Annotated in this window: 27 protein-coding genes and 1 tRNA gene; 16 read left to right on the top strand and 12 right to left on the bottom strand. The window is 58.4% G+C overall.

The window, feature by feature from the left end:
- Position 1 precedes the first annotated feature (1 nt).
- The 7 genes from ubiG (at position 2) to rdgC (ending at position 4,497) form a co-directional block, all read left to right on the top strand.
- Positions 2-730 (top strand): bifunctional 2-polyprenyl-6-hydroxyphenol methylase/3-demethylubiquinol 3-O-methyltransferase UbiG, encoded by a 729-nt coding sequence (ubiG, locus tag B3M52_RS08135; RefSeq protein ID WP_041334640.1) that lies wholly within the window; start codon positions 2-4, stop codon positions 728-730.
- Positions 731-753: 23 nt separating this feature from the next.
- On the top strand, positions 754-1,413 hold the full coding sequence (locus tag B3M52_RS08130; protein ID WP_041334637.1) for an HAD-IA family hydrolase: 660 nt from the start codon (positions 754-756) through the stop codon (positions 1,411-1,413).
- A gap of 46 nt (positions 1,414-1,459) precedes the next feature.
- Positions 1,460-2,209 (top strand): YciK family oxidoreductase, encoded by a 750-nt coding sequence (locus tag B3M52_RS08125; protein ID WP_036206452.1) that lies wholly within the window; start codon positions 1,460-1,462, stop codon positions 2,207-2,209.
- Positions 2,209-2,442 carry a glutaredoxin family protein gene (locus B3M52_RS08120; protein WP_007151668.1) on the top strand — a complete coding sequence of 78 codons (234 nt, stop codon included), beginning with the start codon at positions 2,209-2,211 and terminating at the stop codon, positions 2,440-2,442. Before B3M52_RS08125 ends, B3M52_RS08120 begins: the two co-directional genes overlap by 1 nt.
- Positions 2,443-2,454: 12 nt before the next feature.
- Positions 2,455-3,225 carry a peroxide stress protein YaaA gene (gene yaaA / locus B3M52_RS08115; RefSeq protein ID WP_041334634.1) on the top strand — a complete coding sequence of 257 codons (771 nt, stop codon included), beginning with the start codon at positions 2,455-2,457 and terminating at the stop codon, positions 3,223-3,225.
- 26 nt (positions 3,226-3,251) lie between these two features.
- On the top strand, positions 3,252-3,452 hold the full coding sequence (locus tag B3M52_RS08110) for a DUF2788 domain-containing protein (protein ID WP_036206443.1): 201 nt from the start codon (positions 3,252-3,254) through the stop codon (positions 3,450-3,452).
- Positions 3,453-3,567: 115 nt separating this feature from the next.
- Positions 3,568-4,497: a recombination-associated protein RdgC gene (rdgC, locus tag B3M52_RS08105; protein WP_075194581.1), complete on the top strand. Its 930-nt coding sequence runs from the start codon at positions 3,568-3,570 to the stop codon at positions 4,495-4,497.
- 10 nt (positions 4,498-4,507) lie between these two features.
- On the opposite strand, the gene B3M52_RS08100 is transcribed toward rdgC, so the two are convergent.
- Positions 4,508-7,252, bottom strand: coding sequence for a GNAT family N-acetyltransferase (locus B3M52_RS08100; RefSeq protein WP_036206438.1), 2,745 nt, complete (start codon positions 7,250-7,252; stop codon positions 4,508-4,510).
- Between the two features lie 172 nt (positions 7,253-7,424).
- Between B3M52_RS08100 and B3M52_RS08095 the strand changes: the two genes are divergently transcribed.
- A complete protein-coding gene (locus B3M52_RS08095) occupies positions 7,425-8,351 on the top strand; it encodes a histone deacetylase family protein (protein WP_075194580.1) in 927 nt (308 codons plus the stop codon).
- A gap of 17 nt (positions 8,352-8,368) precedes the next feature.
- On the opposite strand, the gene B3M52_RS08090 is transcribed toward B3M52_RS08095, so the two are convergent.
- Positions 8,369-9,292 carry a flagellar protein MotY gene (locus B3M52_RS08090; RefSeq protein ID WP_075194579.1) on the bottom strand — a complete coding sequence of 308 codons (924 nt, stop codon included), beginning with the start codon at positions 9,290-9,292 and terminating at the stop codon, positions 8,369-8,371.
- A 166-nt stretch (positions 9,293-9,458) separates the two neighbouring features.
- Here B3M52_RS08090 and pyrC point away from each other — a divergent pair, with 166 nt between their 5' ends.
- Together pyrC and rnt are read left to right on the top strand one after the other, a co-directional pair.
- On the top strand, positions 9,459-10,490 hold the full coding sequence (pyrC, locus tag B3M52_RS08085; protein WP_075194578.1) for a dihydroorotase: 1,032 nt from the start codon (positions 9,459-9,461) through the stop codon (positions 10,488-10,490).
- Between the two features lie 123 nt (positions 10,491-10,613).
- The gene (gene rnt, locus B3M52_RS08080; RefSeq protein ID WP_036206941.1) at positions 10,614-11,249 is read left to right on the top strand and encodes a ribonuclease T; all 636 of its coding nucleotides are present in this window, start codon (positions 10,614-10,616) and stop codon (positions 11,247-11,249) included.
- A 58-nt stretch (positions 11,250-11,307) separates the two neighbouring features.
- Here rnt and B3M52_RS08075 read toward each other — a convergent pair whose 3' ends face one another.
- Positions 11,308-13,293 (bottom strand): SDR family oxidoreductase, encoded by a 1,986-nt coding sequence (locus B3M52_RS08075; protein WP_286749385.1) that lies wholly within the window; start codon positions 13,291-13,293, stop codon positions 11,308-11,310.
- 401 nt (positions 13,294-13,694) lie between these two features.
- Here B3M52_RS08075 and B3M52_RS08070 point away from each other — a divergent pair, with 401 nt between their 5' ends.
- Positions 13,695-13,994, top strand: coding sequence for a hypothetical protein (locus B3M52_RS08070; protein ID WP_286749384.1), 300 nt, complete (start codon positions 13,695-13,697; stop codon positions 13,992-13,994).
- Positions 13,995-14,018: 24 nt separating this feature from the next.
- Positions 14,019-16,871, top strand: coding sequence for an insulinase family protein (locus B3M52_RS08065; RefSeq protein ID WP_075194575.1), 2,853 nt, complete (start codon positions 14,019-14,021; stop codon positions 16,869-16,871).
- A 7-nt stretch (positions 16,872-16,878) separates the two neighbouring features.
- On the opposite strand, the gene B3M52_RS08060 is transcribed toward B3M52_RS08065, so the two are convergent.
- The 3 genes from B3M52_RS08060 to B3M52_RS08050 are packed head-to-tail and all read right to left on the bottom strand — an operon-like array spanning position 16,879 to position 18,638.
- Entirely contained in the window at positions 16,879-17,517 is a 639-nt protein-coding gene (locus B3M52_RS08060) for a TIGR04282 family arsenosugar biosynthesis glycosyltransferase (RefSeq protein WP_075194574.1), read from the bottom strand.
- A complete protein-coding gene (locus B3M52_RS08055) occupies positions 17,501-18,244 on the bottom strand; it encodes a TIGR04283 family arsenosugar biosynthesis glycosyltransferase (protein WP_227664155.1) in 744 nt (247 codons plus the stop codon). The genes B3M52_RS08060 and B3M52_RS08055 overlap by 17 nt, the downstream gene beginning before the upstream one ends.
- A gap of 25 nt (positions 18,245-18,269) precedes the next feature.
- The gene (locus B3M52_RS08050) at positions 18,270-18,638 is read right to left on the bottom strand and encodes a DUF488 domain-containing protein (protein WP_075194573.1); all 369 of its coding nucleotides are present in this window, start codon (positions 18,636-18,638) and stop codon (positions 18,270-18,272) included.
- An 87-nt stretch (positions 18,639-18,725) separates the two neighbouring features.
- On the opposite strand from B3M52_RS08050, the gene B3M52_RS08045 reads away from it, so the two are divergent.
- Positions 18,726-18,802, top strand: a tRNA-Arg gene (locus B3M52_RS08045).
- Between the two features lie 22 nt (positions 18,803-18,824).
- On the opposite strand, the gene merR is transcribed toward B3M52_RS08045, so the two are convergent.
- From merR to merT, 4 genes are all read right to left on the bottom strand, one after another.
- Positions 18,825-19,259, bottom strand: coding sequence for an Hg(II)-responsive transcriptional regulator (gene merR, locus B3M52_RS08040; protein ID WP_286749383.1), 435 nt, complete (start codon positions 19,257-19,259; stop codon positions 18,825-18,827).
- Between the two features lie 97 nt (positions 19,260-19,356).
- Positions 19,357-20,760, bottom strand: coding sequence for a mercury(II) reductase (gene merA / locus B3M52_RS08035; RefSeq protein WP_286749382.1), 1,404 nt, complete (start codon positions 20,758-20,760; stop codon positions 19,357-19,359).
- Between the two features lie 54 nt (positions 20,761-20,814).
- Entirely contained in the window at positions 20,815-21,111 is a 297-nt protein-coding gene (gene merP, locus B3M52_RS08030; protein ID WP_278367311.1) for a mercury resistance system periplasmic binding protein MerP, read from the bottom strand.
- Positions 21,112-21,124: 13 nt separating this feature from the next.
- On the bottom strand, positions 21,125-21,487 hold the full coding sequence (merT, locus tag B3M52_RS08025) for a mercuric ion transporter MerT (protein ID WP_278367309.1): 363 nt from the start codon (positions 21,485-21,487) through the stop codon (positions 21,125-21,127).
- Between the two features lie 389 nt (positions 21,488-21,876).
- On the opposite strand from merT, the gene B3M52_RS08020 reads away from it, so the two are divergent.
- From B3M52_RS08020 to B3M52_RS08010, 3 genes are read left to right on the top strand one after another with little or no spacing between them, the layout of a single operon-like run.
- Positions 21,877-22,230: a heavy-metal-associated domain-containing protein gene (locus tag B3M52_RS08020; protein WP_256713517.1), complete on the top strand. Its 354-nt coding sequence runs from the start codon at positions 21,877-21,879 to the stop codon at positions 22,228-22,230.
- The gene (locus B3M52_RS08015; protein ID WP_075194568.1) at positions 22,220-23,137 is read left to right on the top strand and encodes a hypothetical protein; all 918 of its coding nucleotides are present in this window, start codon (positions 22,220-22,222) and stop codon (positions 23,135-23,137) included. Before B3M52_RS08020 ends, B3M52_RS08015 begins: the two co-directional genes overlap by 11 nt.
- 14 nt (positions 23,138-23,151) lie before the next feature.
- Entirely contained in the window at positions 23,152-24,123 is a 972-nt protein-coding gene (locus B3M52_RS08010) for an NHL repeat-containing protein (RefSeq protein WP_286749380.1), read from the top strand.
- On the opposite strand, the gene B3M52_RS08005 is transcribed toward B3M52_RS08010, so the two are convergent.
- A complete protein-coding gene (locus B3M52_RS08005; protein ID WP_269400122.1) occupies positions 24,120-24,959 on the bottom strand; it encodes an ABC transporter ATP-binding protein in 840 nt (279 codons plus the stop codon). The genes B3M52_RS08010 and B3M52_RS08005 overlap by 4 nt on opposite strands.
- Before the next feature lie 14 nt (positions 24,960-24,973).
- Entirely contained in the window at positions 24,974-26,050 is a 1,077-nt protein-coding gene (locus tag B3M52_RS08000) for a FecCD family ABC transporter permease (protein WP_269400121.1), read from the bottom strand.
- Position 26,051 lies beyond the last annotated feature (1 nt).

Genomic DNA, 26,051 nt, shown 5'->3' with positions numbered 1-26,051 from the left:
CATGAGTAACCACAACGTAGACCAGAACGAAATCGCCAAGTTCGAGGCACTGGCCAGCCGCTGGTGGGACCCCACCAGCGAATTCCGGCCTCTGCACGACATCAACCCCCTGCGACTCAACTACATCGATGAACGCGCGCCCCTGGCCGGTAAGCGCGCGCTGGATGTCGGTTGCGGTGGTGGCCTGCTCTCCGAGGGCATGGCATTGCGTGGCGCCCATGTCACCGGCATTGATATGGGAGAAGCACCGCTATCCGTCGCCAGACTCCATGGTATGGAAAGCGGCATTGAGGTGGACTACCGTCAGATCACTGTGGAAGAGCTGGCGCAAGACCCGGAACACGCGGGCCAATACGATGTGGTGACTTGCCTGGAGATGCTTGAGCATGTACCCGACCCGGCGTCGGTGATCAGCGCCTGCGCCACCATGCTCAAACCGGGCGGGCATCTGTTCGTGTCTACCATCAACCGCAATCCAAAATCGTTCCTGTTCGCCATCGTCGGCGCGGAATATATGCTCCGCCTGTTGCCCAAGGGCACCCATGAGTGGCGCAAGTTTATCCGGCCGTCCGAGATGTCCGACCATCTCCGCCACGCTGGCCTGGACATCCGCGACCTGACCGGCATGACCTATAATCCGATTACCAAAGCCTACCGCCTGGGGCGGGATGTGGACGTGAACTACATGATGCACGCCATGGACACACGAGAGGACGGTACGCCGTCGTGAACGCCACACCCCCAGAGTCAGCCATGCCAGCAACCCCGTCGACCGTCCTGTTTGACCTGGACGGTACGTTGATCGATACCGCACCGGACTTTATTCGTTGCCTGAATGAGCTGCGACTCTCTCACGGTTTACCAGGCCTGCCCGCACCGCATATCCGGCGCTCTGTCTCCAACGGGGCCCGGGCCATGATCAAGATTGGCTTCGGGCTCGACCCGGACCATCCCGACTACCTGGAAAAACACACCGCGTTTCTCGACCTTTACGAGGCCGGCGTCGCCGTGGAAACCACTCTGTTCGAGGGCATGGACAACGTGCTGAAAAGCCTCGAAGCACGGGGTATCCCCTGGGGCATTGTCACCAACAAGCCGGTTCGCTTCGCCGTTCCGCTGGTGGAAGCCCTGGGACTTGCAAACCGCTGTGCAGCAGTGGTCTGCCCCGACCATGTCACCCACCGCAAGCCGCATCCAGAAGCTCTGTTTCTTGCCTGCAAGGAAGTGGGCGTCGAACCGACAACGGGCGTATACGTGGGCGACCATGAGCGCGATATCGAGGCCGGGCGCAACGCCGGGATGACAACCATTGCGGTTCGGTACGGTTATATCGAGCAGCCGGAAACCGTTGACCTGTGGCAAGCCGACCTTATTGCGGACACCGTCAGCGACCTGGCAAAACTGTTACAATAGCGCCGATGGCAGCACTATTTCAGCATTTCCCAAATGGAGACTCAGAATGCAGGACTATCAAGCACCGGCCGACCTACTGAAAGAACGCATCATCATGGTGACCGGTGCCGGCAGCGGGATAGGAAGGGCTGCAGCAAAGGCCTATGCGGCTCACGGCGCTACCGTCATTCTCGTCGGCCGCACCGTCTCCAAACTGGAATCCGTCTACGATGAGATCGAAGCGGCCGGTCATCCCAAACCAGCCATCGTACCGCTGAATTTTGAAGGCGCCGCGGTGAAGGAGTATGAAGAGCTGGCCATGACCATTGAAGACAACTTCGACCGGATCGACGGGCTTCTCCACAACGCAGCCATTCTGGGCACTCGCAGCCCGATCGAACTGTACGATCCGGAAATCTGGAACAAGGTCATGCATGTCAATGCCACCGCGCCTTTCCTGCTGAGCCGGGCAATGATTCCGTTACTGCGCAAATCCGACGATGCGTCGGTGATTTTCACCGCCTCCGGCGTCGGACGCCGGGCCAAACCCTACTGGGGCGCCTACGCCGTTTCCAAATTCGCCATCGAAGGCCTGAGCCAGATGCTGGCAGAGGAGCTGGATGACGACCGCCACAACGTCCGCGTGAACAGTCTTAACCCCGGCGCCACCCGTACCAATATGAGAGCCACCGCGTACCCGGCTGAGAACCCGGACCAGAATCCAGCACCGGAGGAATTGATGCCGGTGTATCTGTACCTGATGGGTAAGGACAGCCACGACGTGAATGGCCAACAAATAGACGCACAGCCGAAATAATGGAACTGATTTTCTACACCACGTCCCAATGCCACTTGTGCGAACTGGCGGAAGCCCTATTGGTCAGAACGCCCATGCCGGAGCCGGTGCCCGTGGACGCCGTGGACATTGCCCAGTCCGAAAAACTGGTTGAACGCTATGGCACCCGGATTCCGGTGTTGCGCCGTAACGATACCGGTGAAGAACTGGACTGGCCGTTCACCAGTGACCAGTTAATGAATTTTCTTCGATGAGGACAGCCCGACATGTTGATGGTGATATCCCCCGCCAAGACACTGGACTACGAGAGCCCGCTGGCGACCCAAAAGACAACCCAGCCGGACTTTCTCGAGGATGCCTGTGAACTGATAGACCAGCTTAAAGACCTGGAACCCCATGACATCAGTAACCTGATGGGGATCAGCGACAAGCTCGGCCAGCTCAATGCTGAACGCTTTCGCACCTGGCACACCCCCTTCACACCGGATAACGCCCGCCAGGCGGTGCTTGCCTTCAAGGGTGATGTATACACCGGCCTGGATGCGGAACGCTTCAGCGAGAAAGAATTCGAGATTGCCCAGAAGCGGCTGAGAATTCTGTCCGGCCTCTACGGTGTGCTCAAGCCGCTGGACCTGATGCAACCCTATCGTCTGGAGATGGGCACCAAGTTCGAGAACCGCCGGGGCAAGGATCTGTACGCATTCTGGGGCAGCAAGGTCACCGATGAGCTTAACCGCTTGTTGAAGGCTGATGATGGCGTGCTGGTAAACCTGGCCTCTAACGAATACTTCAAGAGCGTTCGCAAAAAGGACCTTGAAGGTCGCCTGGTTACACCGCAGTTCAAGGACTGGAAAAACGGCCAGTACAAGATGATCAGTTTTTACGCCAAAAAGGCCCGGGGCCTGATGTGTCGCTACGCCATCCAGAACAACATCACCCAGGCCAGTGACCTGAAAGGCTTTGACCTGGAAGGTTACCGGTTCAGCGAAGAGCAGTCCGATGCGGACAGCTGGGTATTCCTACGGGATAAGCCGTAAACCGTTCACTGAATCCGGAGACATTAATGAGTGAAGCCGTTTTTTCCCAGCTCGCCATGCTGGTCTTTCTCACAGGCCTGATCGTCTGGATGGGATTCATCGTGTGGGATCTGGCCAAAAAGTCCCAGGCCGGGCGGTTTGGCACCATCATTTTGTTCACCATACTCGGTGCTGGCGTGGTGGGGTTCATCATCAAGACCGTGATGGTGGAGATTATGAATCTCTAACTGCCCAAGATGAGGTTTTCAGCATTGTCACTTTACGGCCACGGACCCGTGGCCGTATCATCCCCACCCTTTTCAGACTCTCACCATCATCGAATAACCAACAAGGATCCGGACCATGTGGTTTCGTAATGCCCGCGTATTCCGTTTTACCAAGCCATTCGAAATAACCGCCGAAGCCCTGGAAGAAAAACTCCAGGAAGACGCCTTCAAACCCTGTGGTCCCCAGGAAACCTCACGCCAGGGCTGGGTATCGCCCATGGGTAAGCACAGCGATCTGCTGGTTCATAGCGCCGGCGGCTATCACCTGATTGCCCTGCGCAAGGAAGAGAAGCTGCTGCCCGCCTCCGTCATCAAGGAACTGGTGGACGAGAAGGCTGAAATGATTGAAGCGGAACAACACCGAAAGGTGCGACGCAAGGAAAAGGACGAACTGAAAGAAGAAGTGACGCTGGAAATGCTGCCCCGGGCATTTTCCAAGAACCGTCGCTGCTACGCCTATCTGGCACCGGCAGACGGTGTACTGGTTGTTGACGCGGGCTCCTCCAAACAGGCGGAAGATCTCGCCTCAACACTTCGCAAAAGCCTGGGTTCCCTGCCCGTTCGCCCGCCAGCCGTGGAGCAGGCACCCGCCTTCACCTTCACCGGCTGGTTGAACGAGTCCATTGATCTACCCGTGAGCATCGAGCTGGGCACCGAGTGCGAACTGAAAGACACATCCGAAGACGGTGGCGTGGTGCGCTGCAAAGGCCTGGATCTTCAGGGTGATGAAATCCGCAGTCATCTGGACGCCGGCATGCAGGTGACCAAGCTGTCTGTCACCTGGGACGACAACCTGTCATTCGTGCTGGACGAGGAACTGGGCATCCGTCGCCTGAAATTCGGCGACACCCTGCAGGAAAAGCTGGACGATGTGGATGCGGATGACGCCGCAGCACGCTTCGACGCCGCATTTTCACTGATGACCCTGGAGTTGGCCAGGCTGATTCCTGGCCTGCTGGAAGCCCTGGGCGGCGAAGACCGTTCCGCGATTGTGGAAGAAAGCTGAACCTGGATATTCAGTGGGACGTCTGTTCCAGGCGTTCCCGCTGCCAATCCTTCTCCGGCTCGTTCAGTACCAGCGTCAGGTCCATTACTTCCTCTTCCGTGTTGTAGTGGATCTCGAAGCCCAGATGCTCAGCCAGTTGCAGCATCGGACGATTGTCCGGTAACACATCACCCACCATCTCCACCGTGCCCTTGGCACGGCAATAGTCGATCATCTTCTGCATCAGGGCCACACCCAGTCCCTCGCCTTTCATCCTGTCGTGCACCATCACCGCGAACTCACAGCGCAGGTTGTCGGCATCGGTCCAGGTTCGCACCGTTCCCAGGGTCTCCTCCCCCTCGCCGTCCTCCCTTGGCGCATTGGCAATAAAGACCATTTCCCGGTCGTAGTCGATTTGCACCATTTGGGCCACGTCTTCACGGGAGAAGTGCTTGCGGTACTGGAAAAAACGGTAACGGATGGACTCCGGGGACTGGAGTTCATGAAACGCACGGTGCGCCGGTTCGTCTTCCGCCAGCACCGGGCGAATGATGACACGGCGCCCGGACTTCGGCAGCACGATCCACTCCTCCAGCTCCCTTGGGTACGGCTGGATAATCGGCCGCCCCGGCTTGTCCGCCAGGTCGATCGCCACGTTCACCGCAACCGTGCCCTGGTCGTTGAACAACAGCGGTGAGATCTCCAGCCCGCGAATCTCCGGAATATCGATCACAATCTGGGACAGAGTCACCAGGGTTTCCGAGACCGCGCGAATGTCCTCCTCGGGCTTCAGGCTGTGTTCTTTCAGCAACTTGTACATGTAGGTACGCCGCAATAGCTCCCTGGCCAGCACCATATTCAACGGCGGCAACGCAATCTGTCGATCCGTCATTACGTTGATATGCGCCCCCGAGGCGCCGCAGACTACCAGCGGCCCAAACAACTTGTCCCGGGTGATCCCCACACTGAACTCGATGCCACCGACGTGCTGGTAGGAACGTTGCACCGCAAAACCCAGAAAACCGCTGTCAGGGTAATGTTTCTGGTATTCGTCCATCAGGAAGCGACAGGAATCCATAATCGCCCCCTCACTGTTCAGTTTCTGAACCGTGCCCTTGTAACGGCGCTGTCCGGGGCTGAGCTCCACAAGCGGATGACAGGCCTGTTCATGGATCAGCGTGATGTCCACCGGACGACGTTCCACGGCGAAGACCTCCAGCACTTCCTCCATATCGTCGCAATACATGGTCTCGACGGCATTAATGCCGTAATTCCGGATCACGTCGCGGGCTTCCTGGTTGGACAGATGCGCCCGACCAGAGCGAATGGCATTCACGACGATACGCCGTGTTTGGGTATGGTCGGCCAGGTGGTCGGTAAAGGACTCCGGCGTTTCGGTCAGCAACCGTTGCACACGTTGGTGTCGCACGTGCTGCATGAACGCCATAACGGCCTTCTCAGGGTTGAAGAACGACGGTAAGCCCGCCCGATAAAACTCATCGCGGGCATCCAGCACCGTACTTTGCCCCAACCAGCAGGTGAAGACGTTCAAGCGCGTGCCCTTGGTAGCCTGCACCACCGCATCGGCAATCCGCAGGCTGTCCTCGGTCAGGCTGGGCGCGTACATCACGAGAACATTGGCCACTTCCGGGTCTTTGGCAAGAATCTTGATTGCTTTGGCGTAGAGCTCCGGTGAGGCGGCGTAACCGAGGTCGATAGGATTCTTTCGGGTCCAGTACGGTGGCAGCAGTTCCGCCAGTGAATCAATCGACTTGCCCGACAGCTTTGCCAGTTCACCACCCAGATACGCCAACCGGTCTACCGCCAGTACGCCAGGGCCAACGCCGTTGGCCATAATGGCCAGTGTTTCCCGCCGCAGGGGACGCATTCGTGTCAGCGTTTCCAGCGCATCAAACATCTGCCCCAACCCATCCACTCGCAGCACACCGGCACGCTGCAACATAGCATCGTATATGGGGTCACTCTGGGTCAGCCCGGCGGGCAGCTCGTGGGGGAACCATTCCGATTCCGGCACACGGCCGCTTTTCACGGCAATCACCGGCTTGGTGCGGGAAGCCACACGTACGGCGGACATGAAGCGGCGTGGATTGGGAATATTCTCAATGTGCAGCAATATTGCTCGGGTCTGGCTGTCCTGGGCCAGATAATCAATCAGGTCGTCGTGATCGATATCCATCCCATCGCCCAGTGTCAGGAAGTATGAGAAACCCACACCCCGGGCGAACGCCCAGTCGATTACCGAACTGGCGATGGTGCCGGACTGGCCCACGAACGCCACCTTGCCGGGAATGGCGCCCATGTGGGCGTAGGTGGCGTTCAGGCTGCGGGCTGGCACCATCAGCCCAATAGTATTGGGGCCAAGCACGCGTATGCCGGTCTCCCGCGCAGCATCGCGAACCGAATACATTAATGGCTGACCGGTTTTACTGTGGCTCCTGGACATGCCGCCGGTCATCACAATAGCCGTGCGGACGCCTGCCTCGCCCAGTCGCTTGATCATCTTCGGCACGGTATCCGGAGGGGTACAGATAATCGCCAGATCGGGGCTGAACCCCATGCGGGATACTTTCTTGACGCAGGGTACGCCGTGGACGTTGTCGTAATCGTTCTGGTTAACCACCATCAACTGGCCGGGATAACCACCACCGAGTAGGTTCCGCAGAACCATGCCACCGAGGTTGTCTGCCCGTTCCGAGGCGCCGATCACCACAATAGAAGACGGGTTGAAAAGGCTTTCCAGATAACGGGTGCTCAAGTTTCACTCCTTGATTCGAGTCGACCGGGCGTGTGTACACCTTATCTTAGGCGCTTGCCTGACGATGTAAAACGGCTATCTCCGCCATAAGACCAAAGAAACGCAGAAAGCCCGGTCTATCCCTGATAATATCGGACAAAATACAAGCACAACCAGAGTGTTCGGGACCAGTATGACAACGGGATTCTTCTCTCACGACGACTGCATGAAACACAATATGGGGGCGGAGCACCCTGAGTGCCCCGAGCGACTGGCAGCCATCACCAGTTACCTGGCCGACACCGGCCTGGGGCAAGATCTCGACTGGGTGCGACCTGACGAAGCCACCCGGGACCAGTTGCAGACCGTGCACCCCGAACGCTATCTGAACCAACTTGATCTGATGCAGCCCACCAGGGGACGGGTGTATACCGACCCCGATACCGCCATGATGCCGGACACCCTGAGAGCCGCCCGACTTGCCGCTGGCGCCAGCATTGAAGCGGTCGATATGGTGCTCAGCAGCCAGCTCACCAACGCGTTTGTGTGCGCCAGGCCACCCGGGCACCATGCCGAACGCAGTAAATCCATGGGCTTCTGCTTCTACAACAACATCGCGCTGGCCGCCATGCGGGCGTTGAACTTTCACCAGTTGGAGCGGGTAGCGATTATTGATTTTGACGTACACCAGGGCAACGGCACGGTGGATATCGTGGGCGGTGATGAACGCATCCTGATGTGTTCCAGTTTCCAGCATCCGTTCTACCCACATTCCCACGTGCATCGCCAGGCGGAAAACATCATCAATACGCCCATCCAGGCAGGCACTCCGGCAGACGAGTACCGGAAGATCGTGGAAGCAGCGTGGCTGAAACGGCTGCAGGACTTCCGCCCGCAACTGGTGCTAGTCTCCGCCGGCTTTGACGGCCACCGACTGGACCCGATGGCGGAGCTGAACCTGGAAGTAGAGGATTACCGCTGGTTGACGGAAATGATCACCAGCGTGGCCAGCGACCATGCCAACGACCGTATTGTCTCAACCCTGGAGGGTGGCTATCATTTGAGGGCGCTGGCCGAGAGTGTCAACGCTCACCTTGAGGTGCTCAACGCCATCCACTGAGATTGCCGCGCGCAATGTCAGGTATTTGGCGTTGCGGCCTCGTAGCCATTGGCTTGCTGCAGGTCCGGCCGTTCGCCTTCCCGCTGAAGGCGAATTGTGGTGCGCCGGTTGTCTGCCGCGCGGCGTGATACCGGGTATTGGTCCGCATGGGCCCTGGTGGTCACGAGATCAGCATCAATGCCCTGCCCGATCAGGTAATCCGCCACCGCATTGGCCCGCTCTTCGGACAACGCGCGATTGTCGATACGGCTACCGCTGCTGTCGGTATGCCCATCCACGAACACCCTTTCCACCGTGGAATCTGCCTGGATGTACATCACAATGTTGTCGAGAAACCGACGGTCAGCTTCAGACAGGCTGGTGCTGCCTGACGCAAAGGAAATGCGGGACCGCTTGATCTGATCGTAGTTGACCGGCAACAGGCCGGCGGTGCAGCTTCGATAACCAGAGAACTGGCCCGCAAAGTTAATGTTGGACACTTTCACCCGAACCAGGCTGCCGTCGTACCAGGACTCACGCGTAACCGTTGGGTCCATCCCCTCCAGCAGGCTCTGGACAAGCACCATGGCGAGGCGTGACTCGAGCATCAGCGGCCGACGACTGTCGTCCACGTTAACCCGACCAAGGGGACGGGGGGCGGTTCCCGGGCGCCATGACGGCGCTTCCATCACCAACTGAGCCTGACCAGGACGCATGAGCGGCGTTTCCGACTCCAGAAAGAAGGACAGCGACTCACCCGCCTTGTGGCGGAATACGGCACGGCCGTAGCCCGGAACCTGATGCACTAAAGTACACTCGAATACGGACTCCGACAGGTACCACTGGCTGTTCTCGATACCCGCGCCAAAGGTGGCGGCCTGCACCGCAACAGAGCCTGCCGTCAGTGCACCAATCGCACTGGAAACCACTGCACCACGCAGGAAGGCGGAAATTCGTGCCATACCATCCATCCGTCAGAAAAGATTCACTACCCTCGTAACGGCCGAAGTCAGTCTTTCTTTAGGACGCCCGCCAAAACAATCGCTGTCGGCTTCTGATATAATTTCGCCAGATTTTTTCTTTCAGGGGTTCACGTTTGACGGGCCCCAGCAGATCCCGGAACCGTAAATGACCGAACAACTGATCATCACCCGTCCTGACGACTGGCACCTCCACGTGCGGGACGGCGACATTCTCAAGGACGTCGTACCCGCCACCGCCCGTTGCTTTGGCCGCGCCATCATCATGCCAAACCTGGCGCCACCGGTGACGGAAGCCGAACAGGCCATGGCTTACCGTAGCAGGATACTGGCCGCAGCCGGCGACACCGGGTTCGACCCGCTGATGACGCTGTACCTCACAGAAACCACTACGCCTGCGCAAATCAGGGATGCCAAGGCTGCGGGCGTGATTGCCGCCAAACTGTACCCGGCTGGCGCCACCACCAACTCCGCATCCGGTGTGACCGACATCCGCAACATTTATCCGGTACTGGAGGCCATGAGTGACTGCGGCATGCTGTTGCTGGTCCACGGCGAAGTCACCGACGCAGAGATCGACATCTTCGACCGGGAAAAGATCTTCCTCAAGCGCGTACTGGCGCCGACCATGGAGGCGTTTCCGGATTTGCGGGTGGTTCTGGAGCACATCACCACCGCCGATTCAGCCGAATTCGTGCGTGACCATGACGGTGACAATCTGGGTGCCACCATCACGCCGCAACATCTGATGTACAACCGCAACCACATGCTGGTCGGCGGCATTCGCCCTCACCTGTATTGTCTGCCCATCCTCAAACGCAACCGGCACCAACAGGCGTTAAGGGATGCAGTGGTCAGCGGAGACCGCCGCTTCTTCCTGGGAACGGATTCTGCGCCGCACTCGAAAGACAAGAAAGAAACCGCCTGTGGCTGCGCCGGCTGCTATTCAGCGTTCAGCGCCATGCCCCTGTATGCGGAGATTTTCGAAGACCTGGGTGTGCTGGACAAACTGGAGGCCTTTGCCAGCTTTAATGGCGCCGATTTCTATGGCCTGCCCAGAAACAGCGATACCATCACGCTAGTGAAAGAATCCTGGGAGATGCCCGACGAACTGCCCCTGGCTGACGGTACCATCGTGCCTTTGAAGGCCGGCGAAAGCCTGAGATGGCGGCTTGTCTGAACATCAGCCGACCAACCGTTCCCTGTTAATCGTTCCTTATCAATCATTTGTGTACCAGGCCGGCAACCCTGGCCAGAGACTCCAGGAGTTTAAGTGACTGAAGAACATAAAGAACCGCATCCCATGTCCCGCCGCTTCCGTGGTTTCCTGCCGGTTGTGGTGGATGTGGAAACCGGCGGCTTCAATCCTGAGAAGGACGCCCTGCTGGAGATCGCTGCGGTCATACTGACAATGGATGAGGACGGCTGGTTGAAGCGGGCTGAAACCCACGTTCAGCAGATCGACCCCTTCGAGGGCGCCAACCTGGAGCAGTCTGCGCTGGACTTCACCGGTATCGACCCGTGGAACCCGGAGCGGGAAGCCGTTCCGGAACGAGAAGGCATGAGCGAGATTTTCGGGCCCATCCGCAAGGCGGTCAAAGCCCACGATTGCAAACGAGCCGTGCTCGTTGGCCACAACGCAACCTTCGACCACAACTTTGTGTTCGCCGCTGCCCTGCGTTCAGACATCCGCCGCAACCCGTTTCATCCGTTTTCCACCTTCGACACGGCAACGCTAGCTGGCCTGGCCTACGGCCATACCGTACTGGCGCAAGCCTGCAAGCTGGCGGGCATTCCGTTCAGCAACAAGGAAGCGCACTCGGCCGCCTATGACGCAGAGAAAACCGCAGATCTGTTCTGTGGCATCGTCAACCGCTGGCGCGAAATCGGTGGCTTCCCACCGCCGCCCATACCGGACGACACAGAAGAGGCACCTTGATAGACAGCCACAAAAAACCCCGCGCGAAGCGGGGTTTTTTTGATCTCCAAGGGCAATACTACCAGTAAATACCCCGCATGATCGCCGCAAAGGCCACCTGCTCGGAGGACACCTTCGGCTTCTCGCCGGAACGGCTGCCGGCAGCGGCCGGAGAGTCCGGGAACATGCGGTAACCCGTGTTCATCACGATCTCGCCCATCTTCGGCGCCAGCGCCTGCATGACCTGGGCGAAAATGCCGAGACGCGTGGCGATGCGCTTGGGACGGTAAACAATGGCATCCGCCACCATTTCCGCCGCTTCGTCCGGCGTCAGTGTAGGCACCGAGTCGTAAATCTTGGTAGGCGCGATCATCGGCGTTTTTACCAGCGGCATGTTGATGGTGGTAAAGGTCACGTTGCGATCCGACCATTCCGCCGCCGCACAACGGCTGAAGGTATCCAGCGCTGACTTGGACGCGACATAGGCCGAGAAACGGGGCGCGTTGGTCAACACACCGATGGACGAGATATTGACCACGTGCCCGCGACGACGCTCCAACATAGCCGGTGCAAAACCCATGATCAGGCGAACGGAACCGAAGTAGTTCAGCTGCATGGTACGCTCGAAATCGTGGAAACGGTCGAACGAGAGCGCCAGCGAGCGACGAATGGAACGGCCCGCATTATTGACCAACACGTCCACATGGCCGTGATTGTCCAGCACCGTTTTCACGAACCGGTCGCAGTCATCCATGTCGGCAAAGTCACATTGGTAGGCATGAACGTTGCCGCCACGGGCTTCCAAGTCCGCAGCCACTTCCATCAGGCGTTCTTTCTTGCGCGCGCCAATCACCAGGATAGCGCCGGCATCCGCCAGTTTTTCTGCCGTCGCCAGGCCGATGCCCGAGGTACCTCCGGTGATTACACAGACCTTTCCTTCCACCGTGCCACGCAGGGTGCGGTCCTTGAACAGGTCGGGGTCCAGGTTGCGCTCCCAGAAGTCCCACAGCACCGCAGCGTAACCCTCCAGGCGGGGCACCTCGATACCGGTGTCCTTGAGGACCCGCTCCGTCTCACGGGCGTCAAACCGCGTGGGGTAGTTGATGAACGACAACACCGAAGGCGGAATGCCCATATCGTCCAGCAATGCGGTGGTCAGACGCTTAACGGGCGGCAGATTCTTCAGGCTCTGGCGGATAAACGGCGGCACAAACCCGAACATGCGCGAGTCGATCCGCATCGCCATACGGGGAGCGTGACCGGCTTCGGAGAAAATATTGAGGATCTCGCCCACTTTGTACGGATCGGAATCCACCAGGTGGAAGCAGTTACCGTCCTCGCCTTTCAGGTGCGCGATGTGATCCATCGCATTCACCACGAAATCCACCGGCACAATATTCAGTCGCCCACCCTCGATGCCAATCGTCGGCACCCATTGGGGCAGTGCATGGCGAATTTTCTGGATCATCTTGAAGAAGTAATAAGGCCCGTCGACCTTGTCCATTTCACCAGTCTTGGAATGGCCAACCACCATACCCGGACGGTAGATCCGGAACGGAACCTTGCAGCTCTCACGAACCACCTTTTCAGATTCGTGCTTGGTCAGCAGGTAGGGATGGTCGAGCTTTTCCGCTTCCTCGAACATGTCCTCACGGAAGGTGCCCTTGAACAGGCCAGCTGCCGCGATGGAGGAAACGTGGTGGAAACAACCGGCGTCCATGGCTGTTGCCGCATTGACGGCACTGTGGGTGCCCTCGATGTTGGTGGCCTGCTGGGACTTCTCGTCCGCACCCATGTCATACACCGCGGCAAGGTGGAAGAAATGATCAATGTTACCCTTGAGCGATTTCATCGTCTTGGCGTCAATACCCAGGTTCGGGCTGGTGAGGTCGCCGATCACTGCTTTCACCCTGGACTCATCCGCGCCCCAACGCTCCCGAAGCTGGTCCAGTTTTTCCTGTGATTGCTCGCGAACCAGTACATGCACTGTGCCGCCACGAGCCAACAGTTTGTCAACGAGAAAACGGCCGATAAATCCGGTGCCACCCGTCAGAAAGTAATTCATTGATAGTCCACCCTGCTTATTGCTCAGTTGTTGTCATTTCCCTTTGTTGCCATCGGATATATTAGACCAAAGTCTTATACCGCCGATGCACGCCGGCATTGTACTTAATTGCAACACTCATGTATCGAACTTTTTTAGAGCATTTACTCTGTAAGCCATTGTTTTGATTAGAGCGCTTACTCTAATTCATGCATGCAATACACGCCGGAACCTGTTCGGTTAACCAGCACTCTGAAATTGAGACTAGCACAAGGTGGGCAGGCTGCCCGCAAATCCTTACCATTACTGGAAGGAAATGAAACCTGACGGTTGCAATGACATAATCGGAACCTTCAACGGCAGTTTCTGTCTCTATACTCTCTACACACTCTCTACATTTCCCGCACTTCGGAACCCGGAACATGCACAAAGACGATCCCAACGCTGAACGCTACATTGCCATTGCACGTGCCTGCCTGAAGGCCATCAACGATACAGCCGCCGACGCCGGCTCCCGGGAACAGAAAATCCAGGCGGTGTATCAGGCCATTGACCACGCCTTCCAGGCCGAATTCGCGGATTATCGCCAGTCCGTTGCGGTGATGGGGACGGTTCTGGAGCGCATCGCCTCCGGCCAACTCGATGCCGACGCAGCCACCAGCCTGGCCAAGAAAACCCTGGATCAACAACCGGAAAGTACCCGTAACGCTCTGATTCATTAACGTTTCAACGTAAAGAGAGACTGTATGCACCCTGGCATCCATGGATTTGCCCAAGGTTTCCTTGGCCTGAAGCAAGGATTTCTCCTGGCGCTGGTACTGGCCTTCAGTTCGGTTGCCCTGGCGAGCCAGTCGCCCGTAAAAAGCCCGAACGACGACAACCTGTACCGTTATGTGCAGTTGGACAACCAACTGCGGGTGCTTCTGATTTCCGCGCCGGGCTCCGACAAAGCCGCAGCATCCATGAACGTTGCCGTCGGCAGTGGCGATGACCCCGCCAACCGCGAAGGCCTCTCTCACTTCCTTGAACACATGTTGTTCCTGGGCACGGAAAAATACCCTGACCCTGGCGAGTACCAGAAGTTCATCAAAAGCCATGGTGGCAGTCACAACGCATTCACCGCATTCCAGGACACCAACTACTTCTTCGACGTACAGGCCGAGCATCTGAAGGAAGCCCTGGATCGCTTCGCCGAGCAATTTTCAGCGCCACTGTTCACGCCAGAACTGGTGGATCGCGAACGCCGCGCCGTGCACTCGGAGTACAGCTCGAAACAGAAAGACGACAGCCGTCGCTTCTACTCCGTTAAAAAGGCCGTCAGCAATCCCGACCACGCGTTCCATCAGTTTGCCGTCGGTAACCTGACTACCCTGGAAAACACCGAAGAGCGCCCCCTGCGCCCGGACCTGATCGACTTCTGGAAAGCCCATTACTCGTCCAACCTGATGACGCTTGCCGTCTACGGCCCGCAATCGCTGGATCAGCTCGAGGCCATGGTACGAGGCCGCTTCGACCGCATCGAAAACCGCAACCTGAACGCGAAGGTCCACGACGAGCCACTGTTCAGCCCAGGCACCCTACCCGCCCGCGTGCATGCGGATGCGCTGAAGGATATCCGCAACCTGACGCTCACCTTCCCCATCCCGTCTCAGGAAGACCACTACCGCGACAAGCCGGCCAACTACGTTGCCAGCCTGCTTGGCCACGAAGGCCCGGGCAGCCTGTTTGACGTGCTGAAGAAGGCTGGCCTGGTGGAAAGCCTGTCCGCAGGTAGCGGCATGGATACCGGCCAGGAAGCCACCCTGGAACTGAACATGGCGCTGACCCCGGAGGGCCTTGATAATCAGGAAACCATTCTGGAACTGACCTTTGCCTACATCGACAAGGTGCGCGAGGAAGGCATTTCCCGCTCTCGTTTCGAAGAAATGAAACAACTGGCACAGATCGATTTCCGTTTCCGTGAGAAGAGCCAGCCAGTGCAGGAAGTGATGCATCTGTCGCGACAGATGCGGCATGTGGCGCCAGAGGACGTACTCCAGGCGCCATGGATGATGGAAAGCTATGCACCCGATAAATACCGGAACATTCTGAACCGGCTTACTCCGGATAACGTGCTGGTGTCCGTCCTGGAAACAGAACCGAACCTTGAAGACCCCAACCTGACCCAGTGGTACGACGCCGCCTGGAAACTGAAGCCCCTCGCCATCCGGGACATTCGGCAACGGGACGACAACCCCATGGTGTCCAGGCTGGCCCTGCCGCTCGACAACCCTTTTATTCCCGAAGAACTCGACATGATCGACGGCGCAACCATGGAGCAGCCCGTTTCCATGGGGACCGTCAGTGGCATGGAGGTCTGGTACGCCCGGGACACCCGGTTCGAGACGCCGAAGGCCAATGTGTACCTAAGCCTGCGAACCCCGGCGACACGGGCATCCGCTCGCAGCAATGTGCTGTCGTCGCTGTTGGTGGATGCCATCAACACCAACGTGAACGCATGGGCCTATCCCGCCCAGCTGGCGGGACTCGACTACAGCATCTACCCCCACCTTCGGGGCATAACCGTCCGCGTCGGCGGTTACAGTGACAAACTCCACACCCTGATGGCCCGCATCCTGACCCAGGTAGCGGACCCCACACTCACCGAGCAACGCTTCCGCATTGCCCGGCAAAACATGATCGATGGACTGCTAAACAAGGCCAAGGAACGGCCTGTGCAGCAGACCTCTGAACGCATTCAGAGCCTGCTGATCGAGGGCGCCTGGAGTACAGAAGAGAAGCTTAAGGCCGCCCGGGAAGTCACGCTGGATGAACTCAAATCCTTCGCCGAGGCGTTCCTGGCCCAGGTCGACCCGGTGATGCTGGCACACGGCAATATGACACAAGCGTCCGCCCTTAACCTCACCAATCGTATCCATGCCATGGTGCTGGACGACAGTGAGCTGACAACGGTCGAGCGCAGCCGCGTTCGGGCCTTACCGGAAGGTGAAACCCTGTTACCGCTGGAGGTAGACCATCCGGACACCGGCTATACCCTCTATGTACAGGGCGATAACACCGGCTTTGAGGAACGCGCCGTATTCCGCCTGCTGGGGCAGATTATCAGCAGCCCGTTCTATGAAGAGCTCCGCACCAATCGCCAGCTTGGCTATATCGTTTACGCTACCCCGTTCGAAATGCTGGAAACCCCGGCGCTGGGCTTCGTGGTGCAATCCCCGGAAGCCAGTGGCGACCAGATCGACCAAGCGGTGCGGGAATTTTCCAAGGCTTTCAAGGACACGTTATCCAACCTCTCGGAGCAGGACCTGGCGCGAGAGAAACAGGCTGTCATCAGCCAACTGATGGAACAGGATCGGCAACTTGGTGAGATTTCGGAGCGTTACTGGCGTGAAATCGACCGCGGCGCGACCGACTTCAAATCAAGGGAGAAACTGGCCAAGGCGATACAACGCGTGAGCCGGGAAGCCCTGGTTAATACTTTGCAAAAGCAGGTCATTGACCGTAAACAGGCACTGCAGGTGTTCACTACAGCCGAGGCAAAAAACAACGCCAGCGCGGTTGAGCTGTTGCTGCAACGCAGCGCTGTTCCCGACGCCTGATCAGCTCTCAACCTGAGGACTGGCCCGTGAACCGGTGCCAGTCTTCGGGTTCATCCACGTCCCATCGTTGCGGAAGCAACCTGAATGACAAACCCGCTTGCGTAAGGCGGTCACAGGTTTGCGACAACGCCTTTTCCGTTCCCCAGGCCACGTCGGCCAGCATGCCCGGGAGGACCCGGCGAGCACCGATGAGTACATAGCCGCCGTCCTCCGACGGCCCCAGTACCACGTCCACCTCGTCCAGCGCAGCCACGGCTGTTCGCACGTAGTCCGCATCCACGGAGGGGCAATCACTGCCCACAATCATCGCCTTGCCAAAGCCACGCAACCCTGCGTCCAGTGCCTGTGACATGCGTTCCCCAAGGATGTCGCCCTCCTGTACAGCCTGAGCAACGCCGTGAACGTCAAGCCGTTCCAGTACAGGAGCAGCACCCGTGGGCGCATTCTCCAGCGCCCGGTCCCACAGGAACTGGACGGTATAACCACTGGCCACCAGATTATCGAGCACGGCCAGACTGAGCCTGACGTGTGCCGCCATAGCGCCCTCGGCGCCCAGTGCCGGCATCAGACGGGTTTTCACCCTGCCCGCCTCCGGCCACTTGGAAAACTGCATAACCAGCACTGAAGCATCAGGATTGACGGGCATTACGAACATCCGACCGGTAGAGGGTAACAAGGGTTTCCGGCGAGTCGCCGCGCCAATAGCGCCAGCGCAATCGCCACATCAGCAGGATGGTACGCCAGGCACCTTGCTGTTCCCAGCGCCGGCTATCCGTGACCACGGGATCGGTAATACGGAAAGGTCGTGACACCAGTCTCAGACGAGACGATAGTTCCACATCCTCCATCAACGGCATCTCTTCAAAGCCACGCAAGGCCTCGAACACCGGCCGACGCACGAACAGAGCCTGGTCGCCAGTAGCGATACCCGTCAGCCAGGAGCGTTGATTCATGAACCAGGCGATCACCCGGTACAGCACTCTCTTGCCGCTGAGACGCACATCAAACCGCCCCCATGCCTTACGGCTTGCATTAAATTGCTCCAGTGCCGCCAGCGCAGAATCCGGTAAACGGGTATCAGCGTGCAGGAACAGAAGGACATCGCCACGGGCTGCTTGTGCGCCGGCGTTCATTTGCGGCGCCCTTCCACGGCCACACTGGATGACACGGTCACAATGACCCTGCGCCAGCCTGGCTGTTCCATCATCACTGCCACCGTCCACCACAATGACTTCATGGCCCGCCGCTCTGAGCGGCTGCAGATGATCCAGGGTGTCGCGAATGGTGGCGGCTTCCTGCCAAACAGGCACAATAACGCTTAAACGCAACGGCTGGGGCGGTGTCTTGGAAGTGTGCTGTGCTGGTGTCTTCAATGCGCCTGGTATCCCCTGTGCCCGATCAAACCGGTAGCTGCCTCGCCTCAATAAACTGTTTCAACGCTACCGCATTATTATGATCTGTATCCTTGGCTGCAAATACCAGCGTGATTCGTTCGTGCTTATCAACGTAGGATGCCAGAGTGCACAGGTCCGCACGATCGGACGATGCCAGTTCCTGCAGGTACTTTTCACGAAACCCGTCCCATCGGGCCGGGTCATGGCCAAACCACTTACGCAATTCAGTGGATGGGGCCAAATCCTTCAACCACTCGGCCAGACTGGCCTTTTCCTTGGCAACGCCCCTCGGCCACACCCGGTCAACCAATAGCCTTGGACCATCAGAACGAGCCGGTTCATCATAGGCACGCTTCAACCGAATTTCTGTCATAGCGATCTCCTTCTATTCCGGAAGTATTCCCGCAAGCCCTTGAGACACATCACTCAGCCCGCTATCATACCCGCCTTCTGACGATCAGCCCCCGTAGCTCATCTGGATAGAGCGTCCCCCTCCTAAGGGGAAGGTAGCAGGTTCGAGTCCTGCCGGGGGTACCATACCATCAATAAAATCATATGGTTAGAGATCTGTCTCTGGGACTTTACTGATTCCGGTGTGCAATGACGCAATGAGAGGGCACGCGATGTCCCCTTTTTGTTCATGGCATCGAGCGACCATATCGCTCAGAACACTTTCAATCCTCTCCAGTTTTTTAATCTTTTCACGCACGGACTTCAGTTTATGCTCGGCCAGGACACTGGCTTCCTGGCAGTGTGCACCATCTTCCAGCCGAAGCAGGTCGATAATTTCGTCGAGACTGAAGCCTAGATTCTGCCCCGATTTCACGAACGTCAATCGATCGATATCAGCAGAACCATAGCGTCTGATCCCACCGGGAGGACGCTGGGGTTCCGATAACAGGCCCCGCCGCTGGTAATAGCGAATGGTCTCGACATGGACACCGGTCGCCTTGGCCAGCCCACCGATGGTCAGTGGATTTACTTTATTCACCATGCGGGCTTACTCCGTAGTTGACTACGGCATCAGTTTACTTCATCAAACAAGGTCACTAATAGAGCATTTTCCCATGCTATCCATGGGTTGCCTTGCCTTATCCCGCACAGCAGGATAATTGTTTAACATCCTTGGTAAAGGTTTGAGCGCACAGCTTCAAACCTTCTACCATCGTCAGGTACGGGAACAGCTCATCGGCAATCTCGTTGACGGTCATGCGCGCACGTAGCGCCATCACCGCAGTCTGGATCAGTTCGCCGGCCTCACCCGCCACGGATTGCACACCCAGTAACCGCCCGCTTTCACGTTCCGCGACCATTTTGATGAAGCCCCCGGTATCAAAGTTGACCAGTGCCCTTGGCACGTTGTCGAGGGTCAGGGTGCGGCTGTCAGTGACGAAGCCTCTTGCCTCAGCGTCGGCTTCAGACAAACCGACGGTCGCAATCTGCGGATCGGTAAAGACCACTTCGGGCATGGCGCTGAGATCGAGCCGCGCATCACCACCGGTCATATTGACCGCTGCCCGACTGCCGCCCGCGGCCGCCACATAGACAAACTGCGGCTGGTCGGTGCAGTCCCCAGCAGCATAGATGTCGGGCACGGTGGTACGCAGACAGTCATCGACTAAAATCGCCCTGCGGGCAGTCTCGACGCCGATAGCCTCCAGGTTCAGCCTGTCTGTGTTCGGTGTACGTCCCACGGCCACCAGCAGCCGATCGGCCCGCAGCTCCCCCGCATTCGTGGCGAGAACGAACTCCTCATTGGTATAGCTGATCTGGCTCGCCTGCGTGTTATTCAGAACCTTGACACCCTCGGCCTGGAACGCGGTTTCAATGGCCTCGCCAACAGCCGGGTCTTCACGGGAAACCAGCCGGCTACGCGCCAGGATGGTCACCTCGCTGCCCAGCCGGGCAAACGCCTGTGCCAGCTCCACTGCCACGACGGACGCCCCGATGACAGTCAGTCGATCTGGAATGGTGTCGCTGGCCAGTGCCGTGGTGGACGTCCAGTACGGCGTATCGGATAGGCCCGGAACCGGAGGAATGGTTGGCCGCGCGCCGGTACCAATGAACGCTCTGTCAAAGCATACTTCGCTTTCCGTGCCGTCAGCTCCAGTAACCTGCAATGTATTGGCATCGATAAACCGAGCCTCACCCCGCAAGACCGTAATGGCCGGATTGTCTTCGAGAATCCCCTCATACTTCGCGTGACGAAGCTCATCGACCCGGGCCTGTTGCTGGGCGAGCAACCGGGGCCGGTCAATAGAAGGCTCGACCGCCGCAATGCCCTCGTCGAACGGGCTGGTGCGGCGCAGATGGGCCACGTGAGCGGCGCGGATCATGATTTTCGAAGGTACACAGCCGACATTAACGCAGGTGCCACCGATGGTGCCACGCTCGATCAGCGTTACCCAGGCTCCGCGTTCCGCCGATTTCAAAGCGGCGGCCATGGCACTGCCGCCACTGCCAATCACGGCAATGTGCAGATCGTTATCACTCATAAACACCACTCCTGAACGAATGTGCTATTGCAACAAAGTCTTGGTTTTTGATGGCTACTCCTGTTTTTCCAGGGTCTGTTTGAGCGTGGATGGATAGCCCGCGTTGGTGGTGGCCTGAGTTAATGCTTCAACGGAGGTTTTCTCATCGTCGAAAATAACCGTCGCATCACGCTCCTCATAGCGGACCTGGACAGAACTCACCCCATCAACCATCTTGAGAGCGGCTTTGACGGTGATCGGGCAGGCCGAACAGGTCATTCCGGGAACCGACAAGGTCACCGTCTTTTGCGCCGCCAAGGCAGGCAGGCTGAACAGCGCAAACAGTACGGCAGTGATCAGGGACTTTCTCATGGCGTATGGCCTCTCAGTAAAATAGCGGTAAGACGAAAGGGAATGCCAACGCGATCAGTACGAACAGCGCGACGATCCAGAAGGTGATCTTGTAAGCGGTGCGCACTTGCGGTACTGCGCAGACCTCGCCCGGATCGCAATCCTGTGCAGGCCGGTATATCCGACGCCAGGCAAAGACCATCGCCACCAGAGCAGCACCAATGAACCACGGCCGGTAGGGCTCCAGAGCGGCAAGGTTACCGATCCAGGCACCGGAAACACCAAGGGTGATCAGAACCAGGGGGCCAAGACAGCAGGCCGATGCGAGCACTGCTGCGACCCCGCCTGCGATTAACGACCCGCGACCGGATTTGGGCTCTGCTTTCAACTCTGACATTACGACGGTTCCTTTCATGACTTTGCTGGCTATCTTCAAAATACTTCCGTAGTCGGCTACGGAGTCAAGCCCTGCACTCCTATGGAATGTTCAGCACTCTTGACCCCGTACCGTGGTACGGGCACTACTCTTATTATTCGAATCTACTGGGTGGGGGTTCTGCCATGACAGACATGACCATTGGCAAAGTGGCTGACGCGGTGGGTGATTGACCAGTTACGACAAATCCGCCAGAGACTTGCGGCACTTGTGGACCGTTGTCCCGGTCAAGGTCCGTTGCAGTGCTGTTCCATATTTGATGCGCTGGAGCAAACTGAGGGCTATTCCACAAGCATCATGAACAAGACAGAGTAATTCCTTAACGCCGTATCTTGGTACGGAGTCTACCCTTGAAACACAGCTTCATCTCACCAGAGGGACGCGTCATGTTAAAGAAATATTTCTTGGTTTTAGCGGCCTTGATCTTCAGCGTTGCCGCGCTGGCCGCCGACAAACACTACGTGTTGGGCGTGGACGGCCTGGCCTGTCCCTTCTGTGCCTATGGCATCGAGAAACGTCTGAATAAAGTGGATGGCGTCACCGGCGTGGAGGTGGACGTTGGAAAAAGTACGGTGAATGTCACCCTTCAGGAGGGCAAGCCTTTCTCTGAGGAGCGGGCACGTCAGGCTGTCGAGGAGGCCGGCTTCACGCTGCGCTCCTACTCAGAGGCCGGGGGCGAAACAGGAGGCAGTGATGCGAAATAACAACCAGTCAATCGGCTTGCCCCTGCTGGTCGGTGCCCTGGTACTGACCGGTGTGCCTTCGGCACAAGCCGCACCCAACACCTTTAACACGGCTCTGCCCGTGCCGCAGGGTGAAACCATCTGGCGCGAGCAACTGGTCTTACGGGAGCGTTCCGATGATGGGCCCATGGATCGCGAGGTCTCGGTCCAGGCCCTGGGCAGTGTCCTGGGTTATGGCATAACCTCGAAGCTCGCGGTGTTCGGCGTCGTCCCTTACTTTTTCAACAAGACACTGGACGTCACCACGCCCATGGGCCGGATTGAGCGCGATACCGGTGGCATCGGCGACGTCTCGCTGTTCGGGCGCTACACGGCTTACCAGGACGACTTCACCGGCGGCACCTTCCGGATCGCGCCGATTTTCGGGCTCACTGCACCAACCGGGGACAGTGACGACCGCGATCGTTTCGGCGAACTGCCACGTCCATTGCAGGTTGGTGACGGAGCCTGGGATGGGTTTGGCGGCGTGGTGGCCACCTATCAGACGCTGCAGTACCAAATGGACGCGCAGTTACTATATCGCGAAAACGGGCGCCACGACGGTTTCGCCCACGGCGACGAGACCCGTCTCGACGCCTCAATGCAATACCGGATCTGGCCGCCTAGCCTTGAAGGCATTTCCGGCACACCAGGCTTTACCTATGCACTACTCGAATCCAGTTTCGTTCACCGCGAACGCAACGAGATTGGCAGTGGTACCGATGCCAATTCCGGCGGTACCCAATGGCTGCTGGCGCCGGGCGTGCAATACATCACCCGGCGTTGGGTCGTCGAGGGCACGGTACAACTGCCGGTGGCCGAAGATCCCAATGGTGATGCCATTCAGGACGATTACATCGTGCGGGTTGGCTTTCGCCGCAATTTCTAGGGGTTGATGGCAGCATGAAAAAAATCGCCAAGTGGTCAGGCTTCAGTATGTTGGGCCTTCTGATTGCGATCACGTTAATCGGATGCGCAGGCGGCGCCATCAACTGGAATCAGGAACCACCGTATTCACTGGTACAGACCTGGGGTGAAAAAGGCAGTGGCGCGGGGCAATTCAACGACCCCACCGGGGTTGCGGTAACAGACACCGAAGTGTTCGTGTCCGATGCCCGCAACGGGCGTATCCAGGTTTTCGATCACCAGGGGCGCTTCAAACGGGCGTTCGGCACCCCCGGTGATGAACTCGGGGAACTTGGGCGGCCGATGAACCTGACCATACACAACGACAAACTCTACGTGCCAGAGTATATGAACGACCGGATTCAGGTGTTCAGCTTGGCTGGCGAGCCGCTGAGGATCATTGGCAGCCCCGGCAAGGGGCCTGGCCAGTTTAACGCGCCCGGAGGTGTTGCAGTGGCCAATGACGGTGATCTGTTTGTGGCGGACTTTTACAATCACCGTGTGCAACATTTAAACGCGGATGGCTCATTCGTCAAACAGTGGGGAACAACCGGGAAGACTGGCAGGAGTGCCGGCGAGTTTACCTATCCCACCGACGTGGCGCTGGGAAAGGATGGGGCTCTCTACGTGGCCGATGGCTACGGAAATCGTGTCCAGGTTTTTGACGCCGGCGGCGATTTCCTGCACAAGTGGGGAGGGCCGTTTGCCCTGGGCCTTTACGGGCCTTTCAAGGGCTGGTTCACCACCGCGACGTCCATCGCGATTGGCCCCGAAGGCAATGTCTTTGTGGCGGATTTCTATAATGATCGTATACAGAAGTTCGCGGCGGATGGGGGTTACCTCACCGCATTTGGCAGCGAGCCGGAGAACCCCGGCCACACGGCGATGGCAGTTGCCGTTTGCCATGATGGAGCAGTGTGGAGCGTGAATTTTGCCGACAACCGGGTCGGGAGGTGGCAGCCGGATTAAGTGGTCTGATGCTCAGCCATCCCGTGGATCAGACCGTGATGGTTCGGTGTCCCGCTGTCCCGGAAAGACTCGGCAAATCCGGAACAGAATGGTCGGCCGTCCCGCCCCGTTGTGACGTGTGTATGCACCCGAAAGACCCGGTTGATCAGGGGCTCGGTAATAACCTCTCCGGGGCTGCCGATGGTTTCGAGCCGGCCGTCCGCCAGAACCGCAATCCGGTCGGCAAATTGTGCGGCCTGGTTCAGGTCATGCAATGACATCACCACCGTCAGCCCGTGTTCCCGATTCAGCTTGGACAGCAATTCCAGTACTTCCAGCTGGTAGCCCCAGTCCAGAAACGTGGTGGGTTCGTCCAGCAGCAGAATGTCGGTTTCCTGGGCCAGGGCCATGGCGATCCATACCCGCTGCTGTTGCCCTCCGGACAGCGCTTCTACCGGTCGCTCCGCCAAATCCGAGACCCCCGTCATTGCCATGGCATCGAGGGTTGCGTTGTCGTCGGTGGTGAGGTTGCGCTGCCACCATTTGCGGTGTGGGAAACGACCCAGCGCCACCAGATCCTGAACCCGAATGCCATCGGGAACGATCGGTTTCTGGGGCAGCATGGCGAGCCTGAGGGCCAGTTTGCCCCGGTGCCATTGGTCAACCGGCTGGTCGTCCAGGTAGACCTGACCGGACCGGGCCGGCAACAGGCCCGCAAAGCTTTTCAGCAAAGTACTTTTACCAGAACCGTTGGGGCCCAGCAGGCAGGTAATCCCACCCTCGGGAATGGCCAGCGAGACGTTGTCCACGACCGGTTTGGAGCCATAGGCAAGAGAGAGCTGCTCGGTTCGTAACATGGAGAATCCCGGCCTCAGGGTTGTCGCGATAACAGATAAAGAAAGAACGGTACACCAAGAACGGCGGAAACCACACCCACGGGCACTTCGTAGGGTGTAAACAGCGTCCGGCCGAGTAAATCCGCCAATACCGCCAGCACCGCTCCCAATAGTACACACAACACCAGTTGGACCGGAAGGTTGGCCCCAGCCAGCCGTCGGCTGATGTGGGGAATCAGCAAACCAATGAAGCCAACCGGCCCCACCACGCCCACGGCACTGGCCGCCAGCAGGGTGGCAATCAGCAGGGCAAAGGCGCGCCAGCGGTTCAGGCCCAGGCCCAGAGTGCGAACGTGTTGATCGTCAAGCTGCATGACTTCCAGGGGACGCACTAGCAGGCCGACACCGACCAGACCAATAAGCGTCCATGGCAGCAACGTGTGTAGGTGCTGCCATTCGGCGCCGTACAGTGAGCCAGCCAGCCACTGGGCAACCAGTTCAGTATGGGCGTGGCCCCAGAATGCCAGCGCACCGGTGGTCAGTGCATGCAACATACCGGCAATGACCGCACCGGTCAGCGTCATTTTGACCGGCGACAGCTGGCCATGCCGCATGCCCAGGAAGTACACCGCAAGCGCTGTTACCAGCCCGCCTGCCATGGCAAACAGGGGCAAATACTGAAGGGCAAACGACGTATTGTTGTAGGGATCGGCACTGGACACCAACCAGTCTCCGATAATAAAAGCGACGACCGCCACCAGGCTGGCGCCGGCGGAGATGCCGAGAATGCCGGCTTCTGCCAACGGATTGCGGCTAAGCAACTGTAACAGCCACCCTGACAGGGCAAAATGAATACCAATCAGGGCGCCGGTCAGGGTACGGGGCAACCGTAATTCGAAGACCACTCGCTGCACGTGTTGAGTGCTGTCGCCGGTCAACCCGGCCCACACCTGGGACCACGTCAGGTCCACCGCCCCCAGTTGGACGCCCGCGACGATGACAACAACCAGGCTGAGCCCGCCAGCCAGAAGCAGCCGGGCAACGGGGCCGGCGCCTGGAATCTGCATTCCACGGCGGTCTGCCCGAGGCGTTGTCGTAGCCGGATGGTTCACG

Origin of the sequence: Marinobacter sp. UBA2688 (genome assembly GCF_002352785.1) — a bacterium.
Classification (GTDB): domain Bacteria; phylum Pseudomonadota; class Gammaproteobacteria; order Pseudomonadales; family Oleiphilaceae; genus Marinobacter; species Marinobacter salarius.
This window is presented reverse-complemented; position numbering and strand designations above follow the sequence as displayed.

Excerpts from the sequence above, each read along its gene's own strand:
- rdgC (WP_075194581.1), top strand. The coding sequence starts at position 3,568 with ATGTGGTTTCGTAATGCCCGCGTATTCCGTTTTACCAAGCCATTCGAA.
- B3M52_RS08090 (WP_075194579.1), bottom strand. The coding sequence starts at position 9,292 with ATGGCACGAATTTCCGCCTTCCTGCGTGGTGCAGTGGTTTCCAGTGCG.
- B3M52_RS08010 (WP_286749380.1), top strand. The coding sequence starts at position 23,152 with ATGAAAAAAATCGCCAAGTGGTCAGGCTTCAGTATGTTGGGCCTTCTG.
- B3M52_RS08130 (WP_041334637.1), top strand. The coding sequence starts at position 754 with ATGCCAGCAACCCCGTCGACCGTCCTGTTTGACCTGGACGGTACGTTG.
- merR (WP_286749383.1), bottom strand. The coding sequence starts at position 19,259 with ATGGTGAATAAAGTAAATCCACTGACCATCGGTGGGCTGGCCAAGGCG.
- B3M52_RS08005 (WP_269400122.1), bottom strand. The coding sequence starts at position 24,959 with ATGTTACGAACCGAGCAGCTCTCTCTTGCCTATGGCTCCAAACCGGTC.
- B3M52_RS08120 (WP_007151668.1), top strand. The coding sequence starts at position 2,209 with ATGGAACTGATTTTCTACACCACGTCCCAATGCCACTTGTGCGAACTG.
- rnt (WP_036206941.1), top strand. The coding sequence starts at position 10,614 with ATGTCCCGCCGCTTCCGTGGTTTCCTGCCGGTTGTGGTGGATGTGGAA.
- pyrC (WP_075194578.1), top strand. The coding sequence starts at position 9,459 with ATGACCGAACAACTGATCATCACCCGTCCTGACGACTGGCACCTCCAC.
- B3M52_RS08050 (WP_075194573.1), bottom strand. The coding sequence starts at position 18,638 with ATGACAGAAATTCGGTTGAAGCGTGCCTATGATGAACCGGCTCGTTCT.
- B3M52_RS08060 (WP_075194574.1), bottom strand. The coding sequence starts at position 17,517 with ATGCCCGTCAATCCTGATGCTTCAGTGCTGGTTATGCAGTTTTCCAAG.
- B3M52_RS08070 (WP_286749384.1), top strand. The coding sequence starts at position 13,695 with ATGCACAAAGACGATCCCAACGCTGAACGCTACATTGCCATTGCACGT.
- ubiG (WP_041334640.1), top strand. The coding sequence starts at position 2 with ATGAGTAACCACAACGTAGACCAGAACGAAATCGCCAAGTTCGAGGCA.
- merA (WP_286749382.1), bottom strand. The coding sequence starts at position 20,760 with ATGAGTGATAACGATCTGCACATTGCCGTGATTGGCAGTGGCGGCAGT.
- B3M52_RS08095 (WP_075194580.1), top strand. The coding sequence starts at position 7,425 with ATGACAACGGGATTCTTCTCTCACGACGACTGCATGAAACACAATATG.
- yaaA (WP_041334634.1), top strand. The coding sequence starts at position 2,455 with ATGTTGATGGTGATATCCCCCGCCAAGACACTGGACTACGAGAGCCCG.
- B3M52_RS08065 (WP_075194575.1), top strand. The coding sequence starts at position 14,019 with ATGCACCCTGGCATCCATGGATTTGCCCAAGGTTTCCTTGGCCTGAAG.
- B3M52_RS08125 (WP_036206452.1), top strand. The coding sequence starts at position 1,460 with ATGCAGGACTATCAAGCACCGGCCGACCTACTGAAAGAACGCATCATC.
- merP (WP_278367311.1), bottom strand. The coding sequence starts at position 21,111 with ATGAGAAAGTCCCTGATCACTGCCGTACTGTTTGCGCTGTTCAGCCTG.
- B3M52_RS08110 (WP_036206443.1), top strand. The coding sequence starts at position 3,252 with ATGAGTGAAGCCGTTTTTTCCCAGCTCGCCATGCTGGTCTTTCTCACA.
- B3M52_RS08015 (WP_075194568.1), top strand. The coding sequence starts at position 22,220 with ATGCGAAATAACAACCAGTCAATCGGCTTGCCCCTGCTGGTCGGTGCC.
- B3M52_RS08075 (WP_286749385.1), bottom strand. The coding sequence starts at position 13,293 with ATGAATTACTTTCTGACGGGTGGCACCGGATTTATCGGCCGTTTTCTC.
- merT (WP_278367309.1), bottom strand. The coding sequence starts at position 21,487 with ATGTCAGAGTTGAAAGCAGAGCCCAAATCCGGTCGCGGGTCGTTAATC.